The organism is Desulfitobacterium chlororespirans DSM 11544 (genome assembly GCF_900143285.1).
Taxonomy (GTDB): domain Bacteria; phylum Bacillota; class Desulfitobacteriia; order Desulfitobacteriales; family Desulfitobacteriaceae; genus Desulfitobacterium; species Desulfitobacterium chlororespirans.
The window spans coordinates 65,878-87,467 of sequence record NZ_FRDN01000004.1 but is presented as its reverse complement, the minus strand read 5'-3'; the positions used below and the strand labels follow the sequence as shown (position 1 = coordinate 87,467).

22 protein-coding genes and 1 pseudogene are annotated in these 21,590 nt (G+C 46.4%); 16 read left to right on the top strand and 7 right to left on the bottom strand.

Features of this window, described 5'->3' with window-relative positions; translation table 11 throughout:
• Positions 1–90: 90 nt before the first annotated feature.
• Positions 91–1,686, bottom strand: coding sequence for a helix-turn-helix domain-containing protein (locus tag BUA14_RS03320; protein ID WP_072771273.1), 1,596 nt, complete (start codon positions 1,684–1,686; stop codon positions 91–93).
• A 248-nt stretch (positions 1,687–1,934) separates the two neighbouring features.
• Between BUA14_RS03320 and BUA14_RS03315 the strand changes: the two genes are divergently transcribed.
• The 4 genes from BUA14_RS03315 (at position 1,935) to BUA14_RS03300 (ending at position 6,317) form a co-directional block, all read left to right on the top strand.
• On the top strand, positions 1,935–2,540 hold the full coding sequence (locus BUA14_RS03315) for an HD-GYP domain-containing protein (protein WP_242954535.1): 606 nt from the start codon (positions 1,935–1,937) through the stop codon (positions 2,538–2,540).
• A gap of 44 nt (positions 2,541–2,584) precedes the next feature.
• Positions 2,585–4,300 (top strand): methyl-accepting chemotaxis protein, encoded by a 1,716-nt coding sequence (locus BUA14_RS03310; protein ID WP_072771272.1) that lies wholly within the window; start codon positions 2,585–2,587, stop codon positions 4,298–4,300.
• Between the two features lie 290 nt (positions 4,301–4,590).
• Positions 4,591–5,163 (top strand): sigma-70 family RNA polymerase sigma factor, encoded by a 573-nt coding sequence (locus tag BUA14_RS03305; RefSeq protein ID WP_072771271.1) that lies wholly within the window; start codon positions 4,591–4,593, stop codon positions 5,161–5,163.
• Positions 5,164–5,165: 2 nt separating this feature from the next.
• A complete protein-coding gene (locus BUA14_RS03300; RefSeq protein WP_072771270.1) occupies positions 5,166–6,317 on the top strand; it encodes a DUF4179 domain-containing protein in 1,152 nt (383 codons plus the stop codon).
• 236 nt (positions 6,318–6,553) lie between these two features.
• Here BUA14_RS03300 and BUA14_RS03295 read toward each other — a convergent pair whose 3' ends face one another.
• The 4 genes and pseudogenes from BUA14_RS03295 to BUA14_RS03280 all read right to left on the bottom strand — a co-directional run bounded on the left by BUA14_RS03295 (position 6,554) and on the right by BUA14_RS03280 (position 10,069).
• Positions 6,554–7,558: an HlyD family secretion protein gene (locus BUA14_RS03295; protein ID WP_072771269.1), complete on the bottom strand. Its 1,005-nt coding sequence runs from the start codon at positions 7,556–7,558 to the stop codon at positions 6,554–6,556.
• Between the two features lie 24 nt (positions 7,559–7,582).
• Positions 7,583–7,860 (bottom strand): annotated as a pseudogene (locus BUA14_RS28940) (hypothetical protein).
• A 468-nt stretch (positions 7,861–8,328) separates the two neighbouring features.
• Complete coding sequence (locus tag BUA14_RS03285) at positions 8,329–9,345, bottom strand: ABC transporter permease (RefSeq protein WP_072771268.1); 1,017 nt, start codon at positions 9,343–9,345, stop codon at positions 8,329–8,331.
• A complete protein-coding gene (locus tag BUA14_RS03280) occupies positions 9,335–10,069 on the bottom strand; it encodes an ABC transporter ATP-binding protein (RefSeq protein ID WP_072771267.1) in 735 nt (244 codons plus the stop codon). Before BUA14_RS03280 ends, BUA14_RS03285 begins: the two co-directional genes overlap by 11 nt.
• 237 nt (positions 10,070–10,306) lie before the next feature.
• On the opposite strand from BUA14_RS03280, the gene BUA14_RS03275 reads away from it, so the two are divergent.
• Both BUA14_RS03275 and BUA14_RS03270 read left to right on the top strand, forming a co-directional pair.
• Positions 10,307–10,912: a TetR/AcrR family transcriptional regulator gene (locus BUA14_RS03275; RefSeq protein WP_072771266.1), complete on the top strand. Its 606-nt coding sequence runs from the start codon at positions 10,307–10,309 to the stop codon at positions 10,910–10,912.
• 94 nt (positions 10,913–11,006) lie between these two features.
• On the top strand, positions 11,007–11,495 hold the full coding sequence (locus BUA14_RS03270) for a flavodoxin family protein (RefSeq protein ID WP_072771265.1): 489 nt from the start codon (positions 11,007–11,009) through the stop codon (positions 11,493–11,495).
• 143 nt (positions 11,496–11,638) lie between these two features.
• Here the strand turns inward: BUA14_RS03270 and BUA14_RS03265 are convergent, their stop codons facing one another.
• Entirely contained in the window at positions 11,639–12,034 is a 396-nt protein-coding gene (locus tag BUA14_RS03265; RefSeq protein WP_072771264.1) for a pyridoxamine 5'-phosphate oxidase family protein, read from the bottom strand.
• Between the two features lie 131 nt (positions 12,035–12,165).
• Between BUA14_RS03265 and BUA14_RS03260 the strand changes: the two genes are divergently transcribed.
• The 4 genes from BUA14_RS03260 to BUA14_RS03245 all read left to right on the top strand — a co-directional run bounded on the left by BUA14_RS03260 (position 12,166) and on the right by BUA14_RS03245 (position 15,521).
• Positions 12,166–12,501 carry a winged helix-turn-helix transcriptional regulator gene (locus tag BUA14_RS03260; protein WP_072771263.1) on the top strand — a complete coding sequence of 112 codons (336 nt, stop codon included), beginning with the start codon at positions 12,166–12,168 and terminating at the stop codon, positions 12,499–12,501.
• 221 nt (positions 12,502–12,722) lie between these two features.
• Positions 12,723–13,445, top strand: a complete 723-nt coding sequence (locus tag BUA14_RS03255; protein WP_178371615.1) for a phosphatase PAP2 family protein — start codon at positions 12,723–12,725, stop codon at positions 13,443–13,445.
• Between the two features lie 212 nt (positions 13,446–13,657).
• Positions 13,658–14,923 carry a 4Fe-4S dicluster domain-containing protein gene (locus BUA14_RS03250; RefSeq protein ID WP_072771261.1) on the top strand — a complete coding sequence of 422 codons (1,266 nt, stop codon included), beginning with the start codon at positions 13,658–13,660 and terminating at the stop codon, positions 14,921–14,923.
• A 52-nt stretch (positions 14,924–14,975) separates the two neighbouring features.
• Positions 14,976–15,521: a GNAT family N-acetyltransferase gene (locus tag BUA14_RS03245; protein ID WP_072771260.1), complete on the top strand. Its 546-nt coding sequence runs from the start codon at positions 14,976–14,978 to the stop codon at positions 15,519–15,521.
• Positions 15,522–16,074: 553 nt separating this feature from the next.
• Here BUA14_RS03245 and BUA14_RS03240 read toward each other — a convergent pair.
• The gene (locus tag BUA14_RS03240) at positions 16,075–16,479 is read right to left on the bottom strand and encodes a MerR family transcriptional regulator (protein WP_072771259.1); all 405 of its coding nucleotides are present in this window, start codon (positions 16,477–16,479) and stop codon (positions 16,075–16,077) included.
• A 127-nt stretch (positions 16,480–16,606) separates the two neighbouring features.
• Here BUA14_RS03240 and BUA14_RS03235 point away from each other — a divergent pair, with 127 nt between their 5' ends.
• From BUA14_RS03235 to BUA14_RS03210, 6 genes are all read left to right on the top strand, one after another.
• A complete protein-coding gene (locus BUA14_RS03235; RefSeq protein WP_072771258.1) occupies positions 16,607–17,458 on the top strand; it encodes an aldo/keto reductase in 852 nt (283 codons plus the stop codon).
• Positions 17,459–17,517: 59 nt separating this feature from the next.
• Complete coding sequence (locus BUA14_RS03230; RefSeq protein WP_143153418.1) at positions 17,518–18,549, top strand: alpha/beta hydrolase; 1,032 nt, start codon at positions 17,518–17,520, stop codon at positions 18,547–18,549.
• Positions 18,550–18,568: 19 nt separating this feature from the next.
• Entirely contained in the window at positions 18,569–19,204 is a 636-nt protein-coding gene (locus BUA14_RS03225) for a flavodoxin (RefSeq protein WP_072771256.1), read from the top strand.
• Complete coding sequence (locus BUA14_RS03220) at positions 19,174–20,133, top strand: alpha/beta hydrolase (RefSeq protein WP_242954534.1); 960 nt, start codon at positions 19,174–19,176, stop codon at positions 20,131–20,133. The genes BUA14_RS03225 and BUA14_RS03220 overlap by 31 nt, the downstream gene beginning before the upstream one ends.
• Before the next feature lie 18 nt (positions 20,134–20,151).
• Positions 20,152–20,601, top strand: coding sequence for a flavodoxin family protein (locus tag BUA14_RS03215; protein WP_072771255.1), 450 nt, complete (start codon positions 20,152–20,154; stop codon positions 20,599–20,601).
• Between the two features lie 347 nt (positions 20,602–20,948).
• Positions 20,949–21,215: an RluA family pseudouridine synthase gene (locus tag BUA14_RS03210; RefSeq protein ID WP_242954533.1), complete on the top strand. Its 267-nt coding sequence runs from the start codon at positions 20,949–20,951 to the stop codon at positions 21,213–21,215.
• Positions 21,216–21,590: the final 375 nt, after the last annotated feature.

Here is a 21,590-nt window from a genome sequence, read left to right as displayed (position 1 = left end):
TTGTTAACATGGTTTTATGCCTGTGTTAAAAGACAGTTAAAAATAAGGTAAAAAATGGTTAAAAAGAAGGTTGAATGCGGAACAGCCGGATTACTGCGAATCGGGATTCAGGCAGAAGGCGGATTTGAGCAAATCGGTTTCCTGTTGAAGCCAGGCGATAACCTCCGCTTTTTTTTTCATCACGGGAGCGATTTGCTGCCAGAGTATTTGGAAAGACGCTTCTGCGCTGTTGAGAACCATGGGTTCGTTAATAGAAAAACGCACCGGCTCAGTATTGGCCGGTCCCAGGATCTCGACGATGAGGGTATGCCTTTCTTTAAGCACGCAAGATACATTTTTCTCCAGCCCGGGAAGGAGCGCGTGCTTTCGGACAAAAGCCATTGAGTAATGATCATAGGTCTTTAGAAGGGTAATGAGGTGCTGCAGGAAATCGATCAATTCTTCCCTTTCCAGATCTACCGCATAGAGTCCAACGGGATCACAGAGGTAGAATTGGCGGTTTTTTACGAGATAATTGAGGCTGTCCATAGTGTAGATATCCTTGTATTCGTAGATTTTGATATTGGTCTGGAAAGCTTCCAGGCATTTTTGGTGGAAAGCCAGGGCTGAAGCCATTTCTTGGCTGGATGGGTTCCTTTTCTGCAACAGTTTTTTATAGAGCTGGAGGGGAAGAGTAAAGATGCTGAAGCTATTCTTAAAAAGAAAGCGATTGCCGATGGCCTCTTCACTTTCCAGCAGAGAGTTGCGGAAACGTTCATCTTTGTCTGCCGGATAGTGATTAAGCAAAGGGGTTGCGGAAGACTGGGTAAGCCCCAGCCAATACTCTTCATAAAAGGAAATGGCCAGAGGGTTGCGGAGATACAGGGCGCAGGATTTATCGGACTGAGCGACAAAACAAGAGAGAACCCCGGTTTCCGGCACGATAAAATAATCCTTGCCGAGGGTCAAGGAATCGTAGCTTTTCAAATAGTAGAGATAAAGTTGATTTGTGCCAAGGAGTGGTTTGAAAAAATTGAGCAAATCCATCATCCGCTGCAGGTCATGGGTGATTCGCAGCAGGTAGTGGATCTCGCAGCCCTGAGCCATTAAATCCACCAGCATGGTTTGGAATTGCCGTAGATCATCTTCGCCGGACATATAAAAAAATACATCATTGAAATAAGTGATGTATATTACTTTTCTTCTCTTATGGGTTTGAAGTGCCAGGCCTAAAAGATGCCTGAAGGCTGCGGCCACATTAGGGGTTCCGGAAATAATCTTGTCGTCATGGGACATACTGACCACTTCATTATAAAAAGGCGGATTCGCTATCGATTTTTTGTATTTAAGCAATTTCTTGGCTTCCTTAGTGTGCAGTTTATGATTGTTCAGGGAAATGCCCTGAGCTTCAAAAAGCACTTTTTTAATCTTTACTTCGTTGCAGTCCGTTTCGGCATCAACACCAAAAACCCTTTCAAATAGCTCATTGATAAGCTGAATTTGCAAAGAGTTTTTTATGTTTGCTGATAAAAACTGGGTGATTGCTTCTATGTAATTGGAGTCATACGATGGAATCCTTTTCCCATTTACCCATCGGTTAACAAGGGAGCCATCCACATTAAGGGCTTTGGAGAGCCTGTTGATACTTACTCCCAGTGCAGAAAGCAGGTATTTCAGGCAATGGGCAAAATCAATGGATGTGTTCATGCATATACCTTCTTTATTTCCTTCTTTTTCATTATAAAGATTTATAGATATTTGTCTTAAAAAGATGTTCAGATGTCATAGCCATGGTTATGACATCTGGGGAAAGATTGTTTCATTCTTCCAAATAACATTATAATATGATTCTTATATGAAGATTAACGACATATTTTGTCTGGAAGCGACATGAAGCAAAACTATTCTTCTCGTTGACTTTAATGATTAAGGTGATGGAGAGGGAAGAGGGAACCGTGGAAGAGGAAACTGTGATCACAACTGTCAACACAAGTTCCAATAAGGACAAAACTTCGCCGGACTCCAAAGACTGTGCTCTGGAGAAGCTTAACCTGAAGCTCTCGGCAAGCGTCATTGCCCAGCACGGCTACCGGGTTTCCCGGCTTTGTGAAAGCATGGGCAGGCAATTAGGCTTAAGGGAAATGGCTCTCAGGGAACTCAGTATGGCGGGACTCTTTCATGATCTGGGCAAGATAGCTATCAGCAGAGCTATTCTTGAAAAAGCCGGCAAGCTGACTGAAGAGGAATATAGGGAGATACAACGCCACTCGGAAATAGGGTCCCAAATCCTCAGTTCGGTCAAAGGAATGGAAAAAGTGGCGGAGTATGTGCTTTATCATCACGAGCGCTGGGACGGACAGGGCTATCCCCGGCAGCTTCAGGGGAAGGAGATTCCGCTGTACTCCCGGGTGATTGGCTTGGCTGATGCTTATGATGCCATGACAAACAACCGGAGCTATCGCAAGGCCTTATCCAAAAAAGCGGCTATTCAGGAGTTGCTATGGCATTCAGGGACCCAATTTGATCCGGATCTGGTGGGGGAATTCATTAAGATACTGTAGGTGCTTAGTGAGGTGCCGGACAGAAACAAAAGGGAGCTGCAACAATGCAAAAATTTCGCAATTTGAAAACGGCCACAAAACTGAATAGCTTGACAATGTTCATGGCTGTATTTCTCGGCCTTGTCGGCTTGGTGGGGATCTATTCCGCCCATAACCTGGCCGCTTCGGTGGAAAATATGTACCAGAATAATCTGCTCCCCGTCAAATGGGTGAATGGGGCCCGGGGACAAACCAGAGCGGTAGAGGCTCTGACCCTTGAAGTATTTATGGCTCAGGATCAAATCAAGCAGCAGGAGATTCTGCAGGAGATGGAGGAGCGGGTCGCGGAAGTGGATACTCTTCTTGCTGATTACAGCAAAGCAGATATGGATGCCCATGAGCGGGAACAGTTCACGAAGCTGATGGATATCCTGCAGATCTACCGTACGGAAAGGAATAAAGCCATCGATATGGCAACAGCGGGAAACCAGGATGAGGCGTTTAGGTATTTTTCTGCCAATGCGGCAAGCCAGGTTGATGCTGTGAATGATCTTTTAAAGGATCTTGCCGATTATAACGCCCAGCTTGCCGATGAGGAAGAGATAAAAAGCAAGGCAACGGCAGCCATGACCACTAAAATTATGGTGGGCATAACGTTGGCTGCCATAGTCTTGGCTTTAGGTATCGGCCGGTTCATCGCCAGGCTGATTGCTAATCCCCTGATTCAAGTGGAAGGCACCGTTCGGGAAATCGCCCAGGGGAACCTGACCGTGGAAAAAATGGCGATAGATTCTGAAGATGAGGTGGGCCGGCTGGCTGCGGGGATCAATGCTATGACGGAAAATTTGCGGCTTTTAATTGAAAACATAACCCACACAGCGGAGCAAGTAGCCGCTTCGTCAGAGGAACTGACAGCCAGTGCCGAGCAGTCCGCCTCGGCTACCAATTCGATTGCCGCAACCATTACCGAAGTAGCGGCAGGAGCGGCCAGACAGGAAGCAGCCGTTGATGATGCGGCGTCGATTGTGGAAGAGATGTCGGCCGGCATTCAACAGGTTGCAGCTACGACCAACAGTGTCTCAAGATCTGCCGAGCTGACAGCCAATGCGGCCGGTCAAGGAGACAAGGCGGTAAACGCGGCTGTGAGTCAGATGAAAAACATCGAAAAAACGGTAGCAGGCACGGCCCAGGTCGTTACCCAATTAGGGGAGCGATCGAAAGAAATCGGTCAGATTGTGGATGCTATCTCCGGAATTGCCGCCCAAACCAATCTGCTGGCCCTCAATGCGGCGATCGAGGCGGCTCGTGCCGGTGAGCAGGGCAGAGGGTTCGCTGTCGTTGCCGAGGAAGTACGCAAGCTGGCCGAGCAATCCCAGGAAGCGGCTAAGCAGATTGCCGATCTGATTGCAGAGATCCAGAAGGAGACCCTTAGTGCTGTGAAGGCTATGAATGAGGGTACCCATGAAGTGAAGATCGGCTCGGAAGTGGTCAACACTGCCGGAGAGGCCTTTGCCGAGATTGTCGGCCTGATCGGCGACGTTTCCACTCAGGTCAGGGAAATCTCCGCAGCAATTCAGCAGATGGCTTCCGGAAGTCAGCAAATTGTGGATTCGGTACGGGATATCGACCGCGTCAGCAAGGAAGCATCCGGTCAGACGCAGACCGTTTCAGCTGCCACCGAAGAACAGTCCGCATCCATAGAGGAAGTAGCGGCATCCAGTGAGGAACTGGCTAAAATGGCGGAGGAGCTGCAGCGTGCGGTCAGGAAGTTCAGGATATAGAAAATCGGGGAGAGGGCTGCAAGGATTTTAAAGAGTGTTTAAAGTGTTAAGTAGCATTATGTAGCGTTAAAGGGCGTCTTTAGGTTTCGATTGAATTCAATTGAATCTTAAAGACGCTGTTTTTTTGCACCTTTTGATGGCTGGTCTTTTTGCTTTGTTTGATTGCTGGTATGATAGAGCCGGATAACAGCAAATTATTTAAGAAAATTATTTTAAGAAATTATGCGAAAAGTTGCTTTTAACTTCGTTGTATAGAGTGTAAGAGCTCTTACAAGGAAAAGAGGGAAACCATGAAGACCAAGGACAATTACATAGGGCGCTTGAAAAATAGAGATGAAGATGCTCTGGAATTCATTATGGATGAATACTTCCCTTTAGTGAAGGGGATTGTCCGTCAAGTCCTGCTTCCTATCGGCAGCCGGGAACTGACGGAGGAATGCATCAGTGATGTGTTTCTTGCTGTTTGGCATCATGCCCAAAAGTTCAAGGGAGAAGGAGAAGAGGAGTTTCGCAAGTGGCTTTGCGCTATCGCTAAATACAAAGCCATAGATTTTTACCGCCGGGAAAGAAAAAACCTGGAAGTTCCTGCTTCCGATCGTGAAGGAATTGACCTGTTTCCGCCTCAAGAATCGGCGGAAGAGCAGGTGCTTTTTATGGAGAATGCCAAGGAAATGAATAAACTGCTGAACTCTTTCTCTGCTACAGATCGCAATATATTCATCATGAAATTCTTTTGGGGGATGCCCTCGGAAGAGATCTCCAGAAAACTGGGATTGACCAAATCAGCTGTGGATAATCGTATCTACAGGAGCAAAAAACAACTGGTAAACGGTGTCTTGAGCTTGGGAGAAGGGGGATATTGAGGATGAAGGATCTTTACGATTTTTTTAATGAGATAGACATTGATTTAAATGAGTTTGCAGAGGCGGAGGTGGATGAGTTGGAAAAGTCGAGAGTTAAACAAAGGGTGAGAGAAGGTATCGCCGCAAGCGGTCAGCCGGGCGGGCTGAAGAAACGGAGCAAAAGCAAGGCGATGGTGGCTGTTGCCGCCGCTCTGGTCATGACCGTTGGACTCTCCGGGTTTGGCCTGGTCTTTCCCGCTTATGCCAGGGAAGTCCCTGTCATCGGTGATATTTTCCGGTTTTTAGATGACGGACGTACGGGAGTTTATGATTTATATACGGAAAAAGCCTTGGACATCAATATGGTCAAGGCGGATAATGGCATTGAAGTGACCTTGAATCAAGGGATTTACGACGGCAGAACCTTATCCTTCACCTATACCATCAAGACGGAAAAGGATTTTGGGGAAAGACCTTATTTGAACAGCAGGGTCGAGGTCGATTTTGCCCAGGCTTCCACTGGCAGCGCCCAATTAAAACGGGTCAGCCCTGGCGTCTATGTGGGGCAAAGCAACTATACCTTTTTCAGTGAGGAGGAAGTCCGGGAGGCGATTTCCTTCCGCTGGAGGATTTCCGGGATGACGAATATGGAGGAAAGCACAGAAACAGGAGACTATCCAAAGACAGATTGCAAGCTGAACTTCAGCGTATCCTTAAATGCTCTGGATTATACCGTGGTCAAGATTGATGACAATCAGACTCAGGCTCAGAATGTGGCCATCAGTCTAAATCGCCTCTCCCTAACCCCTATCAATACCCTTCTCTACTACTCTGAAATAGTCCCTAATAATCTCTCCCATGCAGTGCAGATGGATTGGGAAATTAAGGATGATTTGGGCAATGTCTATGAGTATGAAGGAAATGGGGGGCAGGGCAAAGTCGGTGATCAAACCACGGAGATGGAAAATATCATCACCTTTAAACGTCTTGATCCTAAGGCGAAAACCCTGTTGATCACACCGACCTTGAAGCTGGTTCATAGCCAGGGCGGCGGTATGGCATTCGATGCAAACGGAAAGGAAACCCCGCTTGTCTATGAAGGGCTGCCGGAAGGGGTCGATGCCGGGGAGTGGACCATGAACCCGATTAGGGTAGACCTCAGTACCGTGAACTAAGACCTTCCCGGGCTTGCCTTGCGGGTCTGAGCAGTGCGGTGCAGGATACTATGGTGTAGGATACTATATAATCTGATAGCAAAAGAGGAAGACCTGCTCTGTTTAAGGGCGGGTCTTCCTCTTTTTACATTGTCAAAAAGTATAAGTGCAACCTGCGGACTTCGCCTCATTTGTGAGCATGGGTTTAAGGCGCTGCGAAGCCGGTTTTTCTTTAGGGCACTTTCAGCGAAGTTTAATCACTGGGGAATGATGATCTCCGCTTTTTCGCCAATTTTTAAGGGGATTTCGGGAGTCAGGTTAACTTTGATCTTCATGCTTTCCTTATTCTTATTGGCAGAGGTCTGCATGTCTTTGGGGGTATACTGGGCCTTCACATCGATAAAGCTGACGGTTCCTTCATATTCCTTCTCTCCCCAGCGGATGGCGACCGTTTGTCCGTGGCTTATTTTCGGCAGAGATTCCTTGGGCAGATAAGCTACCAGGTGTTTCTCTGTTTCGGAAGCGATATCGACGAGATTAAATCCGGGAGAGATCATATTTCCGGGCAGATAATTCCTGCTGATCACCGTTCCGTCCTGAAGAGCGTGCAGGGTATATTTGCTTAAATTATCTTTGGTCTGGCGGATTTGCACTTCCGTCAAAGCCAGATCGGCCTGAGCCGCGTCTATTTTTTCCTGGGAGGTGCCTTTCTGGATTAAGGCTAATTGCCGGCGGGCATTATCCAATTGGATGGCGGCCGTGGATACCGCAGCTTCGGCTAAATCCGCCTGGTATTTGATTTTATCCAGTTCGGACTGAGCCATAGCGCCGGCTTCCTGCAGAACCTGAGCATCTTCATAATCCTTTTTGGTCCGGCCTTGGGTCAGCTGAGCATTGGCAGAGGCTATTTCCGCTAAAGCGACGTTATTCTGGCGCTGCTTCACTTCCTCAGGGTCCGCTCCTGCCGTCAATTCAGCCAAAACCGCCTGTTTTTTGGCCAGGGCTTGCTCCAATTGCTCCAGAGCATACCGCTCATTGCTGTCATCCAGCACCGCCAGAATGTCACCGGCTTTGACTGCCTGGCCAAGCTCTACATTCAGTTGACTGATTTTCCCGGATACTTCGCTGTAATGGGCGTAGATGCTCGTCTCCGCGATGCCGGTCAAGACCAGGCCGGATGGGGAAGAACAGCCGGATGCGGTTAAGATGAATCCAAGCAGGCCTATGAATAAGAAGCCGAAGTTTATGGGTCTTTTTTGCATAACCCAGTTTCCTCCTCAGTTAGATTAAGTTTGTGGAGTATTTGCCTTGGAAAAGAACGTTTGGAAAGGGCCGATGGAGTAGTCTCCAGGATTTTGCTTTACAGCGGTCGCTCCATAAGCTGCGCGGACAAAACTAGCGCTCAAGTTCTCCGCTACGTCGGGTGCACCTGCGCCGTTAAGTAGTCTCTGTGGTGTGGCGGCTTGGGCGAAACCCTCGCCCGGGTTTCGTGGCCAAATCGCTCCTCGAAAGCACTGCTTTCGCACTTGTTCTCAATGGCCGGTTGGAAACGTCCTGTTTCCAACCCGACTCCGCTGCGTGCTTTTCGCGAAGTTTTGTTTCCGCTCGCTTAAATTCGCTCCCTTTCGTAAAGCAAAATCTCTGGGTTGTTTTTTTGGTTTGAGCGGAGCGATGTGAGAAATGCGGGGGAAGTCGTCTGACCCAAGCAGTTTTTTCAGCTTTGCCGACGCCGCTTGCGGCATGGTCGGCTACCTTGGGAAAGCCGCTGGGGATGACCCCAGAAAAAGCTTGTAAAAGATCCAAGAGAAGCTAAAAAAACCTAAAAGCGTAGCTTTGCGTACAAAAGCGGACGGATTTAGCGGAGGGGCGGTCGGGTGAACGAGGCTTTCTTAACATTGTGAAGCCACTGGTTGACATGCAGAAAGCAGCGGGGTTTGGCGTAACAGTTAAGAAAGCGAGTGAACCAGCTCCGGAGCTATGGAGTACGCGTTGTGCGTAAAGCTACGTGACCCGGGCATCCGTACCCTCTCTTTCAGATCCTTCGATACTTCTTCAGAAGCAGGGTATTCACCATCATGAACAGTACAGAGCAAGCCAGGATAATCCCTAAATCCCAGGCGATGACGGCAAAGCCGCCGCCTTTGATCATCACTTCGGTCAGAGCATGGGCTATATAATAGAGGGGCATAGCGTAGCCGACGACCTCCATCCCGGCGGGCAGATCAAACAAACCGGAGAAGAAAATCTGAGGGACGATGATCAAGGGGATAAATTGAATCATCTGAAACTCATTATTAGCCAGAGTGGAAGCCAGAATCCCCAAAGTCAGGGCGATCATGGCGGTGAGTAGGGTAATGAGCAGGATCAAAGCAAAGGAACCGATCATCATGACCTTGAGCACATAGACACAGTACCAGGAGATCAGGAAGGATTGCAGAACTGTAAAGAGGCCAAAGCCCAGAACATAACCCACTACGATCTCCCAGCGCCGGACCGGGGTGGACAGGAGTTTTTCCAAAGTTCCCGAAGTGCGCTCCTGCAAGAAGGAAATTCCCGATACCAAAAAAACAAAGAAGAAAATAATAAAACCGATTAAGGTGGCCCCGAAATTATCGAAGGTTGGCAAATCCTCCTGACCGTAAACATAATTGACTTCTGACTTAAGATCCGGCCTGGAAGACAGAGCAGAATTCTTGGCCTGCTCCAAAGCGGCCAGAGCGGCTTTAGCCTTGGTGGGGTTGCTGCCGTCCACGTCGATGGCGGATTTTCCGCCGCTTATGTCAATGCTGGCGATGATCTCTCCCTGCTCCAGGGCCCGGCGGGCTTCGCTCTCGCTGTAGCGCAAGCCTCGGACATTGTGTTCCTCAAGTTTATCCTCAAATCCCGCCGGGGCATTGATAACGGCTACCTTCACCAGGGGAACGGTGTCCCCCAGAATAAAATAAACCAGGGTGAGGAGAAAAATAGGGGCCACCAGCATCAAAGCCAGGGTGCGCCGATCATGGCGCAGTTGATTTAAGATCCGGAAGGTTAAAGCTCTAACTCTCATCTTGTTGTCCTCCATAATAGATGAAAGCTTCTTCGATGTCGTTGACACCGATCCTTTCCTGCAGCTCCCGGGAGGTGCCCTTAGCGATCAGGCGCCCATCCCGCATCATCGCCAGGCTGTGGCACTTATCCGCTTCATCCATGACATGGGTTGTGACCAGGATCGTAATCCCTTGCCTGGCCAAGGTGTTTAATTCCGCCCAGATCGTTCGCCTTAAAAGTGGGTCGATCCCTACCGTAGGTTCATCCAAAACCAGTACCGGCGGGTTGTGCATAACCGCCATAGCCAGGGAAAGCCGCCGTTTCATCCCGCCGGAAAAGGCCTGGACCGGTTTGTGGAGGTGTTCGGTAAGATTGACCAACTCCATGACTTCCACCGTCCGTTTCTTGATCTCTCCCTTGCTCATGCCGTATATTGCTCCAAAAAACTGCAGATTTTCTGCTGCAGTCAAGGTACCATAGAGAGCATCGGACTGAGCCATATACCCCACCTTGTTCATTAAGCTCAGCTGGGGCATTCTTTCACCGAGAACATAAGTTTCACCGGAAGTAGCTTCCAGTATCCCGGCAATTATTTTCACGATCGTGGTTTTGCCGCAGCCGGAAGGGCCCAGCAAGCCGTAGATATGGCCATAGGGAATTTCCAGGTCGATCTCTTTAAGGACATGCTTTTTGCCAAAGAATTTATTGACCTTACGCAAAACAATGCAATGCGGTTGCTCCATTTCTGTCCTCCTGAATTCAGCATTAGTTATTGGACAGTGAGTTGATTATTTTCCTGATTCGATTATAATCAAATCAAAATGAGTCTTCAATAAACAAAATCAAGCATAATGACGGTTAGTGAACACTGGGCTTTAATATGTTCATTTATTAATTTAAGCAAAGACATTTTAAGTAAGAATATTTTGAGTAGGAGATATTTTGAGTAAGGGATATTTCAGGAAAGGGGAAATCAGGCTATGAATCCAACGGAAGATCGGCGCATTATCCGTACTAAAGAAGCCATTCGTGCCGCCTTAGTGGCCCTAATCGAAGCAAAGGGTTTTGAGGCACTATCGGTTAAGGATATTACGGCAAAAGCGAATATTAATCGGGGGACTTTTTACCTCCACTATAGGGATAAATTTGATCTGCTGGATCAGACCCTGGAAGAAGTGATCAAGGATATCGAAAGGATCGTCCTGAAGATTACCGCGCTTTCCACAGCGGATTTTGCTGATGCCCGCATACCCGCTGCCGTGGTTGTAAGATTGTTCCAGTATGTCGATGACAATGCTGCCTTAATGCAAGCCATTATGGCGACCAAAGGAAATTATGCTTTGCAATCTAAGATGAAGAAATTAATGTGGAGCAATATTTTCGAAAAAAATTGCCTCACCTTAGTCAAAAAGGAGAAGTTTCTGGTGCCCGGTGAGTACCTGGCTTCCTATATCGCTTCCGCCCATTTTGGCGTGATTCAGGAGTGGCTGGACAGGGGACGGCAGGAATCACCGGAGGAAATGGCCAGGATTCTCATCAATATCACATTTCGCGGCCCCCTCTTTGCAGCCGGAATCCTTCCTTAATGGTGTGATTGCTTGTGAAGTAAAGAAAGAGTAGAATGTATTAAGAAAAGTTTTATGAGAAAAAAATAACAATGTGATACAGGGAGGGACACCAATGAAAATGACGGTGTTATATCATTCCAAGACAGGAAATACCAAACAGATGGCCGAAGTGATTGTTGAAGGTATTCAAACAGTGGAGGGGGTTGAAGCCAAAGCATTTCCCATTGAAGCCATTGATGAAGCGTGGGCAAAGGAAAGCAAATGCATCATCCTGGGTTCCCCGACCTATATGGCCAGTGTATGCGGAACTATCAAAAGTTGGCTGGAAGGCCCTTGCAAAAAATATAATCTGCCCGGAAAAATTGGCGGGGCTTTCGCTACTGCCGATTACATACATGGGGGTGGTGAGCTTGGCATTCGCTTGATTCTCGACCATATGCTGGTATATGGGATGCTTACTTATTCCGGCGGTGGCTCGTATGGGAAGCCTGTGATTCATTTGGGGCCGGTCGCCTTGAAGGACCATCTGGAAGAAAGCAAAGACACCTTCCGGCTCTATGGACAACGCATGGCAACCAAGACACTGGAGGTTTTTAATTGAATTCAGGATTATTAAAACTACTGGAATCTTCCCTTAATATAGCAAAACAAACGGTGGACCGGACTGCGAACCGGCCGCCGTTTGTTGATGGTTTGCTTGACTATAGAAGACTAAGACAAGGTTAAAACAAGGCTAAAACACGACTAAAACGTGATCACTCTAGGAGCCTCTGTAAAAGAGGAAAAAGTAGCTGTGGCATCTTTCAGGTAGAATACGATAGTGTTACCGTCATCGGCTTTATACCTTCCCTGCAGGGATGGGTAAGCATCCAGCAGATGCTGCTTGGCTTCCAGGCGGTCATCCTCAACAGCGACCGCTGCCACACGAATCCATTTGCCGCCCTCCAACACCCCGCAGATTTCGATTTTAGGGCTGGCCTTTAATTGTTTGTACACATCCTTGACCTTGCCGGTTTGAATATAGAGCTTGTCTTCAAAAATAGTGACGGTGCCGAAAGGGCGGACCCGGGGCTGATCCCCATCTTGAGTGGCCAGGTAATAGGTTCCGCACTGTTTCAAAAATTCATAGACTTCCTGCATGGCTGCATCCTCCGTTTCTTAGGGATTGACGGATAATCCCCTGATCATTATTATTGAATCATGACGGGATAGTTAGTTCAAGTACGATTATTTAGTATAGTAAGTATCTAATAGGATACTAAGGAGGATCTATGGAAAAAGATTTATATGGAATTTGTCCCTATGTGACGGCGCAAAAATTGCTTACAGGGAAATGGACGTTGCTGATCATGTATCATTTGAGTCTTAAGACGATGCGCTTTAATGAACTGCAAAGAGCGCTCCCCAGTCTAACCCAGGCTACCCTGACCAAACAGCTGCGGATGATGAGTGATAATGGTCTGATTATCCGCACTGTCTATGATCAAATACCGCCCAAGGTCGAGTATTCTCTCAGCGAGCTGGGAGAGCGGTTTCAGCCGGTTTTAAATGCGATTCAGGAGTGGGGAACCGAATATATCGATTTTTTGAAAGGCAAATCAAGTTAAAGCTTCATAGTTTAAAATGAGTAGTTTAGCTTTATTCAATAAAAATTTAATGAATTCCTAAGAATTCTTTAGCGTATTTTTAAGAACTAAGACCTATAATGCAGTTAGCAGGGTTACAGTGAAGCTTGATCAAGCATATTTTTTGGAAAAGCGTTTTTACAGTTTGCGTACCTCTGCATAGAAAGAAAGTCTATGACTAAGTGAAAAGGAAGTTAAAAGAGATGCAAACTATCATTAAAAACCTCAGGCCTCTTAGTTACATGTTGTCCATTCCTATTTTGAATATTTTTTATGCTTTGCTCAATAATGCTGATCGCGGAACGTATAGCCTGGTGACAGACTTAGATCAAACCATTCCTTTTTTAAAAGGGTTTATTGTGCCTTATATCATTTGGTATTTTTTCATTTTCGGAACCCTGGTTTATTTTTGCCTCAAGGATAAAAAGGTCTACTACCGGACCTTGTTGGCTTTTAACCTTGGCTTGCTGGTGTGTTACGGGACTTATTTTGTTTTCCAAACCCATGTTCCCAGACCGGAGCTCGTTGGCTATGATGTTCTGACGAAACTGGTTGCGCTGATTTATAGTCAGGATCAGCCTTATAACGCCTTTCCAAGTATTCATGTTCTATCGACCTTTTTAATGGTTAAAGGAATCAATAAGTGCCAAGGCAAAAATTATCTGAATACGTCTCTGGTCTACGCCAATGCGGTTCTGATTATTTTATCGACTCTCTTTGTCAAACAGCATGTCATTTTAGATGTCTTGGCAGCGATAGTATTGGGCAGTCTGCTTTTCGATCTGGTTTATCATGCCAATTGGGAGGACTTACGGCTAAGTCTAAAGAAACCTTCTTTAATAAGGAAGCCCGCTTTGATAAGGAGCCACTCTTTGGTAAGGAACCAATCTTTGGTGCTGATGGTGAAAAAGAAGTCAGAAGTCTGAGGCCTTTGAAAATACAAAAATCCCCGTCATTAGCGGGCGTGCTTGTAATTCCATCCAGATACGCTATAATGGGTATAGGTGGAAATAAAAGGCTTGGCAGCACCTGTTGATTATGTGCGACTTGAGGAACAGAAGCTTGAGACAGAATGAAGCAGGCGCATGTGTAGGATAAAAACCTTGCATGCGCTTTTTGACATTAGGAAGGTGAATTGATGGGACATATTACAAGTAAAGATGCCTATAAGAATTTAGAAGAGAGAATCAACTGGTTTACACAAGGGGCTCCGCCCTCGGAAAGCCTGTATAAAATTTTGCAGGTTCTCTATACAGAACCTGAAGCCAAATGGGTGGCCCTCTTGCCGGTTCGTCCCTTTACGGCCAAAAAAGCAGCGAAAATCTGGCAGATCAGCGAAGGAAAAGCAGAAGCCCTTTTAGAGAATCTTTGCCAGAAGGCGCTGCTTGTGGATTCATTTTATAACGGGGTCCGTCAATTTGTCATGCCACCGCCTATGGCAGGGTTTATTGAATTTGCCTTGATGCGGACAAGAGGCGACATTGATCAGAAATACTTAAGTGAATTGTATTATCAGTATATGAATGTGGAAGAAGATTTTGTCAAGGACTTGTTTTTCGCAACGGAGACGCGTCTGGGGCGGGTGTATGTTCAAGAGCCGGTTTTGACCAATAATAACACCATTCATATTCTGGATTATGAAAGAGCCAGCCATATTATTGAGGAAGCAACACATATCGGCCTGGGAACGTGTTATTGCCGGCATAAGATGCACCATACAGGTCAATCCTGCGCCATCAATGCCCCCTGGGATGTTTGCCTGACCCTTGGCAATGTTGCCCGCTCTCTTGCCGAACATGGGCAGCATGCCAGGTTGATTGATAAGCAAGAGGCCATGGATGTCTTAGAGCGCTCTTATGCAGCCAATCTGGTGCAAATGGGCGAAAATGTCCGCGAGGACCCGGCCTTTATCTGCAATTGCTGCGGGTGCTGTTGTGAAGCCTTGCAGGCAGCAAGAAAATTCAGCCCCATGCAGCCGGTGGCTACGACAAATTATCTGCCGAAGATTGCCCAGGAATGCATAGGCTGTGGCAAATGTGAAAAGGTATGCCCGGTCTTGGCAATTTCCATGTCAACCAACTCAGAGGGTAAGAAGGTAGCTCAGGTAGATCATGAGGTCTGTCTTGGGTGTGGGATATGTGTGCGAAGCTGCCCCAAAAAGGTCATTGAATTAGTGCGCAGAGAGGTTCAGGTCATTACGCCGGTGAACAGTACCCATCGCTTTGTCCTGCAAGCCATCGAAAAAGGAACCCTCCAAAATCTGATCTTTGATAACCAGGCATTTGCCAATCATCGGGCGATGGCGGCAGTACTTGGCGTTATTCTTAAATTACCGCCTTTAAAGCAGATGCTGGCCAGTAAACAGTTTAAATCCATCTATTTGGATAAATTACTGTCAAAATAAAATGCTGAAGGGCTAATAACGCAGGTCACTGCAATAGATAGGGAGAGAAAAGATGAACACCAATTTATTTCATTCATTGGCAGGTAAAGATATCTGCTTTAAAGTACTGAGCATAAATGACACTCAGGAGATACATAATTATGCGGGAGATGAGGAGGTTGCGCGTTTTATCGGCTGGAATTTAATGCATACCTTGGCTGAAACCCGTGAGCACATTGCAACCATGATCAAACGGGAGGAGGCAGGCACTCATCTCTATGCCTCCATTGTCCTAAAATCAACCCAGGCAGTGATTGGGACGGCGATGATGTTTAACTTTAACGCCAAAGCGAACCATGCTGAAATAGGTTATGTCCTGCATAAAGAATATTGGGGCAAAGGTTATGGCACTGAGAGCCTTGTCCTCATGACTGATTTTGCCTTGACAACACATAAGCTTCACAAACTCCAGGCCGGTGTAGTGGATGCCAATATTGGTTCTGCCCGGATCCTGGAAAAGAACGGATATGAGCTGGAGGGACGACTAAAAGACCACTATTTTATTGATGGTGAATACTATGATGCTTTGCTTTTCGGGAAGATTTTAAAGGACTTATAAAGACTGGATTCAGCGTTACATCATTGAGGGTTCATTCTAAGACAAAAAGGAGGGGTATGCTTTGCATAGCCCCCTTTTTCAGTTTCATGTCATGTACACCTACGGCACCACCATCTATGACACCCTGTAAAATGAAACGGGGGCCAGGCCCGGCAGGAGCCGGTCAGCCACTGGCGGGATATTGTGGAGGAGCTGTCGGAAGGGATGTTGAAAATCGCCGTTTTTAAAAATCGCGAAGCAGGCTTCGTCATTTTCAAAGCAGCCGGATTTTAACGGAGGAAACCGCAGGGGCGGCTGTTGAGACATTTAGGAGTGAGTGCGGCGGAACTGTGCAGCAATGATTTTCTGCAGATGAGTTTATTCAATAACATCTAGCTACAGGCCTAAGTCCGGTCCAGGTCCTCGCGGACCATTTTTCCCAAGCTGCGTGCCCCTATCCATCACACGGTTTTCTTTGCTACAGCTCTGAAGGAGACTGCCTTAGAACCGATATGCAGAAAATTCATAAAAGAAAACGGATGTCCGGTCACTTTCAAGGATGGGTCGGAGTTTTTTATTCCTCTCCATCAACATTGATTAAATTACTATAGTATTTGGTCTTCCCTGAAAGGACATCGTCATAAAAATTCTGTTTCCAATCTATATAATCAATAGCGGCCTGCAGTTCCTGCATTTTAAGCTCCAAGTCTTTGCGATGCTTCTCTAATACGATTTTTCGCTCAGGAATTGACGACTCGCCTTTTAAACAGAGGGCAAGGTATGCTTTCATTTCTGCAATTCCCATGCCACAGTTCTTGAGACACGATAGACTGCTGATCCATTTGACATCATGGTCATCAAACATCCTGTAATTGTTGGGACCACGTTTGACATTCGGGACCAGTCCTTCGTTGCAATAATATTTCAGTGTTTCATATGACATACCGGTCTGTTCACAGACCTGCTTTATTGTATACATAAAAATCCTCCAAATTTCTTTGCAAATTTTTTAAAAGAAACATTGACTCGGTAGTTGCTACCGACTTTATAATTTAATTGTACTCGAAAAGAGCAAGATAAACAATCGGTTTTAAGGAGGATATCCCATGGAATATGTAACACTGAATAACGGCGTGAAGATGCCGATTCTTGGCTTTGGAATGTATCAGATCACTGACCCCGCAGAGTGTGAGCAGGCAGTCATAGATGCAATGAGCGTTGGATATAGAAGTATTGACACAGCGGCCTCGTATGGTAATGAAGAGGCTGTAGGAAGGGCGATCAAAAGGTGTGGCATTCCGAGAGAAGATCTTTTTATCACGACAAAGCTTTGGCTCACAGATACGAGCTATGAAGGAGCAAAGAAAGGGTTTCAGAAGTCTCTTGCTCAGCTGCAGCTTGACTATATCGACTTGTATCTGATTCATCAACCGTTCAATGATTATTATGGTGCATGGCGAGCCATGACAGAACTTTACAAAGAGGGCAAGATTCGGGCGATTGGCGTATGCAGCTTTTATCCTGACAGACTTGCGGATCTGATTGCATTCAATGAAGTAACCCCGGCAGTAAACCAGGTAGAAGCGAATGTCTTCTTTCAGCAGGAGGAAGCAAGACAGTTCATGTTGACGAAGCATGTACAGATGGAAGGTTGGGCACCGTTTGCCGAGGGCAGGGGAAACCTGTTCGGTAATGAAGTCTTAAAGAGTATCGGAGAAAAATATCAGAAAAGCGTGGCACAGGTTGTGTTGCGCTGGCTGCTCCAGAGAGGAATCGTCTGTATTCCCAAAAGCACGAAAATAGAACGGATGCAACAGAATTTTGATGTGTTTGACTTTGAACTGATGGTTGAGGATATGCAGAAGATTGCAGCCCTTGATACAAATACCAGCTCTTTCTTCAGCCACAGAGACCCGGCAGCGGTAGAGAGATTGACAAACCTGGTGAGATATGTATGAGGACATGTGGCAATGAAGCAAGCAATAGGAAAACAAAACTAAAAAGGGAGATTACCAAAATGGGCTTTTTTGAATTAAAAACAATCGAACAGATAAAGGAAGAAAATACTCATAATGGCAACCTATATGGTTTGGTGTATGATGGAGCGATTACTGAAAACAAGGACGGACAGGTAACTATCCATCCGATCTCGTATCATCTGAACGGACTGGCAATTGCGGCAAATATATATACCCCGTCAGGGTATGATGAGAATAATAAGTATCCTGCGCTTGTGGTTGCCCATCCGAATGGCGGTGTGAAAGAACAGGTTGCAGGCAATTATGCGCAGAAGCTTGCTGAAAACGGCTATATTACCATGGCAATGGATGCCGCCTATCAAGGCGGAAGTGAAGGAATGCCCCGCAATACTGACAAGCCTGCAAACCGTGTGGAGGATATTCATCGGGCAGCAGACATTATCGCCCATTTTCCCGGTGTGGATGCTGTCAGAGTAGGTATCCTTGGTATCTGCGGCGGTGGTGGATATACCATCAAGGCAGTGCAGACAGACAAGCGTTTTAAGGCAGTTGCAACGCTTTCTATGTTCAATTCCGGCATCGTGAGAAGAAACGGGTTCCTTGACGGACAAACTGCCACGATTCAGAAAAGGCTTGCCCAGGCTTCCAAGGCACGTCAGCGGGAGAAGGATGGTGGAGAAGTGCTTTATACGCCGGATATGTGTGATATGCCGGAAGAGGAGGCAAAGAAGCTCCCGGCAGGCCTCTATCGGGATGGCTATTACTATTATGGTGTAAATTATCGTCATCCGCAGTCTACATTCCGTTACACCGTCAGCAGCTTTCTTGATCTTATGAGCTTTGACGCAAGGAATAATGCGGACTTGATTAACCAGCCGCTCCTGATGATTGCCGGAAGTGCGGCTGATACCTTCTATATGACGGAGGGCGTGTTTTCCGCGGCAACAGGTACAAATGATAAGGAATTGTTCCTGATTCCGGGTGCTGCCCATATTGAAACCTACTGGAAGCCGGAATACGTGAAACAAGCAGTAGACAAGCTGGTAGATTTCTTTGGGAAAAAGCTGTAACGCAAAGGAGTGACAGACTATGAAGAAAACACTTTCCATGCTGTTGAGTGTAATGATTATTGTTGGCCTTACTGCCTGCGGCAATATTGCCGATAACGGAACAGGCGGCATGCCAAAAGAGACAGATTCTCAGACAACCAATGAGCCGGAGGATGCCACAGGAGATGTGCCTAAGGTTTTAGTGACGTACTATTCGGCTTCCGGCAATACAGAGCGTGTTGCGAATAGTGTAGCGGAGGCATCTGGGGCAGATATATTTGTGATTACGCCAGTTGATGAATATACGGATGCCGATCTTGTCTGGAGAGATGAGAACAGCAGAGTAAATCAGGAACATGAAGATGAAAACCGTCGCGTGGAACTTATTTCCACGGCGGTTAAGGACTTTGATTCTTACGAAGTGATCTTCATCGGATATCCCATATGGTGGGGTGACGCAGCATGGGTTGTGGATGATTTTGTAAAGAATAATGATTTTACAGGCAAAACGGTGATTCCATTCTGTACTTCATCCTCTTTGCCGCTTGGAGAAAGCGGAACAAAGCTTGCTGCCATGGCAGGGACCGGCGAGTGGCTGGAAGGAAAGCGCTTCCCAAGTGGAGCAGATGAATCAGAGGTGAAAGAGTGGGTAGGCTCACTGGATTTTTTTCAGTAAACGGTGATGCTTTGATAGATGCAACCAACATTGCATCAGATGGAAACTATGCTCCTGTTACAGCAGGCACCACCGTTTCAGAAATAATCAATGATCCTGCTTTTGTGGATTTCGGAAGACTGCTTTTTCCAGTTGACAGAACTATAAGCACAGATATGACACTTACTGATATCAGCAGCAGCAATGTGTATGTATGGTATTCAGAAATTAAGGCCGATACAACCGTGAAGATTATCAACCGCTTAAAGAAGGATGCGGAAGAAGGAAACCAGATTTTCTTCCCGATTTATTCAGAGAAAGAAATGCAGGAGGATTCCTCGAAAAAAGATACTGGTCTGTTTTTCTTCAGAGGTGAGCCTGGTGCAAAGTTTGCGATGATGAACGCAGGCGGTGGGTTTATGTATGTCGGGGCAATGCACGACAGCTTTCCTCATGCCCTTGAAGTCAGCGAGATGGGATATCATGCATTTGCACTTATTTATAGACCGGATGATGCCTATGCTGATTTGGCACGGGGGATTGCTTATATTTATGATCATGCAGACGAGCTTGAGGTAGACCCGGAGGGGTACTCCTTATGGGGCGGCTCTGCAGGAGCGAGAATGGCTGCCACCCTCGGGAACCGTGATGCCATGCGCTATTTTGGAAGACCGGATATTCCGCAGGCAGCGGCGGTCATCATGCAATATACCGGATACACGGCCGTTTCAAAGCAGGATGCACCGACTTATGCATGTGTCGGTACCAATGACGGGATTGCAAGCTGGAGGACGATGCAGCGCAGACTGCAAACATTAGCGGATTATGGGATACCAACTGAATTTCATGCCTATGATGGTCTGAGCCATGGATTCGGCCTCGGTATCGGTACGAATGCCGAGGGGTGGGTTAATGATGCAGTTGCATTCTGGAAAAAACAAATGGAATGAAAAAGAATGGAGGAGCCAATGAAAATACTTTTTATTAACGGAAGTCCTAACGAAAAGGGTAACACAGCGGCTTTGGCAGATTGTCTTCTAAAGGGTAAGGAGTACGAGACTTTAAATTTGAGTCATTATAGGATCAATGTCTATGGGCAGGACTTGCCGGGGGATCAGTTTGCTGAGATTCTCGAAAAGATGAAGGAAGCAAAGATCATTGTGATTGGCTCTCCGGTCTATTGGCATAATCTGGCCGGAACGGTGAGAACGCTGCTTGATCGTTTTTATGGTCCTGTGAGTCAAGGCGAACTAAAAGGAAGAAAGCTGCTGCTCTTGTTCCAAGGAGCTGCACCGGAAAAATGGATGCTGGACGCAGGCGAATATACGATAAGGCGATTTGCCAAGCTTTATGGATTGGATTATGTCGGGATGGCAACCGACAAAGCGCAGGCACGGCAATTGGCGGATTCGATTTGAAAATATTATATTCAATAGAATATATACAGATTACTCACCCTTGAGAAGAAACCCTTTAGCCGGAAAATTTCCAATTTACAAAGAGAAATGACAAGCGGGAAAAGAGATAAAAATGTTTCAACGTGAGAGGAGACTTTCACGTCTTTTCTTTTAGGTAGAAGAAAAACTATATTTGCAGCTTTGCCAGTCTTGTCCAATTACAGGTTGGGAATTGATTTAGAACAGAGTGGAAAATAAGAAAAATAAAACGATGGCGGATACAGCATTTGTGGTGACCGAGCCTAGCGGTGCTGCAATTTTATATGAAGATGCTGCTTGTGTATTCCAGCCCCAAGGTGGAGGACGGTTTGGAAGCCATCACCAATTATCAGGTGATTAATAAAACCCCAGACTATTCTCTGTTGAATATTCAACTGGAAACAGGCCTCAAGAATCAAACCCGCGTGCACATGAAAGGATTAGGGCATTCTGTCGTGGGCGATACTAAATATGCTGCTAAAACCAATCCCTTGAAGCGATTAGGGTTGCATGCGCATAAACTGGAACTCAGGCATCCCTTTTCTAATCAATTGCTAGGCTTTGAAACAGAAGTACCAGAGAATTTTAAAGTGTAATTAAAGCTCTGGAATAGGTTAAGTTATTCATAGATGTTCGTATATTGATTATCGGCTGGGGCCGTCGGGTGTGAATCTATTTTAGTGTAAATGGAATAATCATCCAGATAATTGACAATACTATTATTGCGGCATAAATAGGGCCACGCTGAGGAGCGACCCAACGCCTGTCGCAGCTTATACGATGAACGGTGGAGATGTCTTCCGCCGTTTTTTGTTCATCGGTAAGCTCCAAGCGGATAAACCTCGGGAGTTTGAGGGCAGCGCCCTCAAGACCTTACGATGTAAGCCTGTCTGCAAAGAAGATCATCATCTGGCTGTAGGCCATGGGCCAGTCTCTTGATGGCTGCGTCCATTTTTTTGTGATCTCCTTGG

Bases quoted from the DNA above. Each gene is read 5' to 3' on its own strand.
- BUA14_RS03320 (WP_072771273.1), bottom strand. From the start codon at position 1,686: ATGAACACATCCATTGATTTTGCCCATTGCCTGAAATACCTGCTTTCT.
- BUA14_RS03310 (WP_072771272.1), top strand. From the start codon at position 2,585: ATGCAAAAATTTCGCAATTTGAAAACGGCCACAAAACTGAATAGCTTG.
- BUA14_RS03305 (WP_072771271.1), top strand. From the start codon at position 4,591: ATGAAGACCAAGGACAATTACATAGGGCGCTTGAAAAATAGAGATGAA.
- BUA14_RS03300 (WP_072771270.1), top strand. From the start codon at position 5,166: ATGAAGGATCTTTACGATTTTTTTAATGAGATAGACATTGATTTAAAT.
- BUA14_RS03295 (WP_072771269.1), bottom strand. From the start codon at position 7,558: ATGCAAAAAAGACCCATAAACTTCGGCTTCTTATTCATAGGCCTGCTT.
- BUA14_RS03285 (WP_072771268.1), bottom strand. From the start codon at position 9,345: ATGAGAGTTAGAGCTTTAACCTTCCGGATCTTAAATCAACTGCGCCAT.
- BUA14_RS03280 (WP_072771267.1), bottom strand. From the start codon at position 10,069: ATGGAGCAACCGCATTGCATTGTTTTGCGTAAGGTCAATAAATTCTTT.
- BUA14_RS03275 (WP_072771266.1), top strand. From the start codon at position 10,307: ATGAATCCAACGGAAGATCGGCGCATTATCCGTACTAAAGAAGCCATT.
- BUA14_RS03270 (WP_072771265.1), top strand. From the start codon at position 11,007: ATGAAAATGACGGTGTTATATCATTCCAAGACAGGAAATACCAAACAG.
- BUA14_RS03265 (WP_072771264.1), bottom strand. From the start codon at position 12,034: ATGCAGGAAGTCTATGAATTTTTGAAACAGTGCGGAACCTATTACCTG.
- BUA14_RS03260 (WP_072771263.1), top strand. From the start codon at position 12,166: ATGGAAAAAGATTTATATGGAATTTGTCCCTATGTGACGGCGCAAAAA.
- BUA14_RS03255 (WP_178371615.1), top strand. From the start codon at position 12,723: ATGCAAACTATCATTAAAAACCTCAGGCCTCTTAGTTACATGTTGTCC.
- BUA14_RS03250 (WP_072771261.1), top strand. From the start codon at position 13,658: ATGGGACATATTACAAGTAAAGATGCCTATAAGAATTTAGAAGAGAGA.
- BUA14_RS03245 (WP_072771260.1), top strand. From the start codon at position 14,976: ATGAACACCAATTTATTTCATTCATTGGCAGGTAAAGATATCTGCTTT.
- BUA14_RS03240 (WP_072771259.1), bottom strand. From the start codon at position 16,479: ATGTATACAATAAAGCAGGTCTGTGAACAGACCGGTATGTCATATGAA.
- BUA14_RS03235 (WP_072771258.1), top strand. From the start codon at position 16,607: ATGGAATATGTAACACTGAATAACGGCGTGAAGATGCCGATTCTTGGC.
- BUA14_RS03230 (WP_143153418.1), top strand. From the start codon at position 17,518: ATGGGCTTTTTTGAATTAAAAACAATCGAACAGATAAAGGAAGAAAAT.
- BUA14_RS03225 (WP_072771256.1), top strand. From the start codon at position 18,569: ATGAAGAAAACACTTTCCATGCTGTTGAGTGTAATGATTATTGTTGGC.
- BUA14_RS03215 (WP_072771255.1), top strand. From the start codon at position 20,152: ATGAAAATACTTTTTATTAACGGAAGTCCTAACGAAAAGGGTAACACA.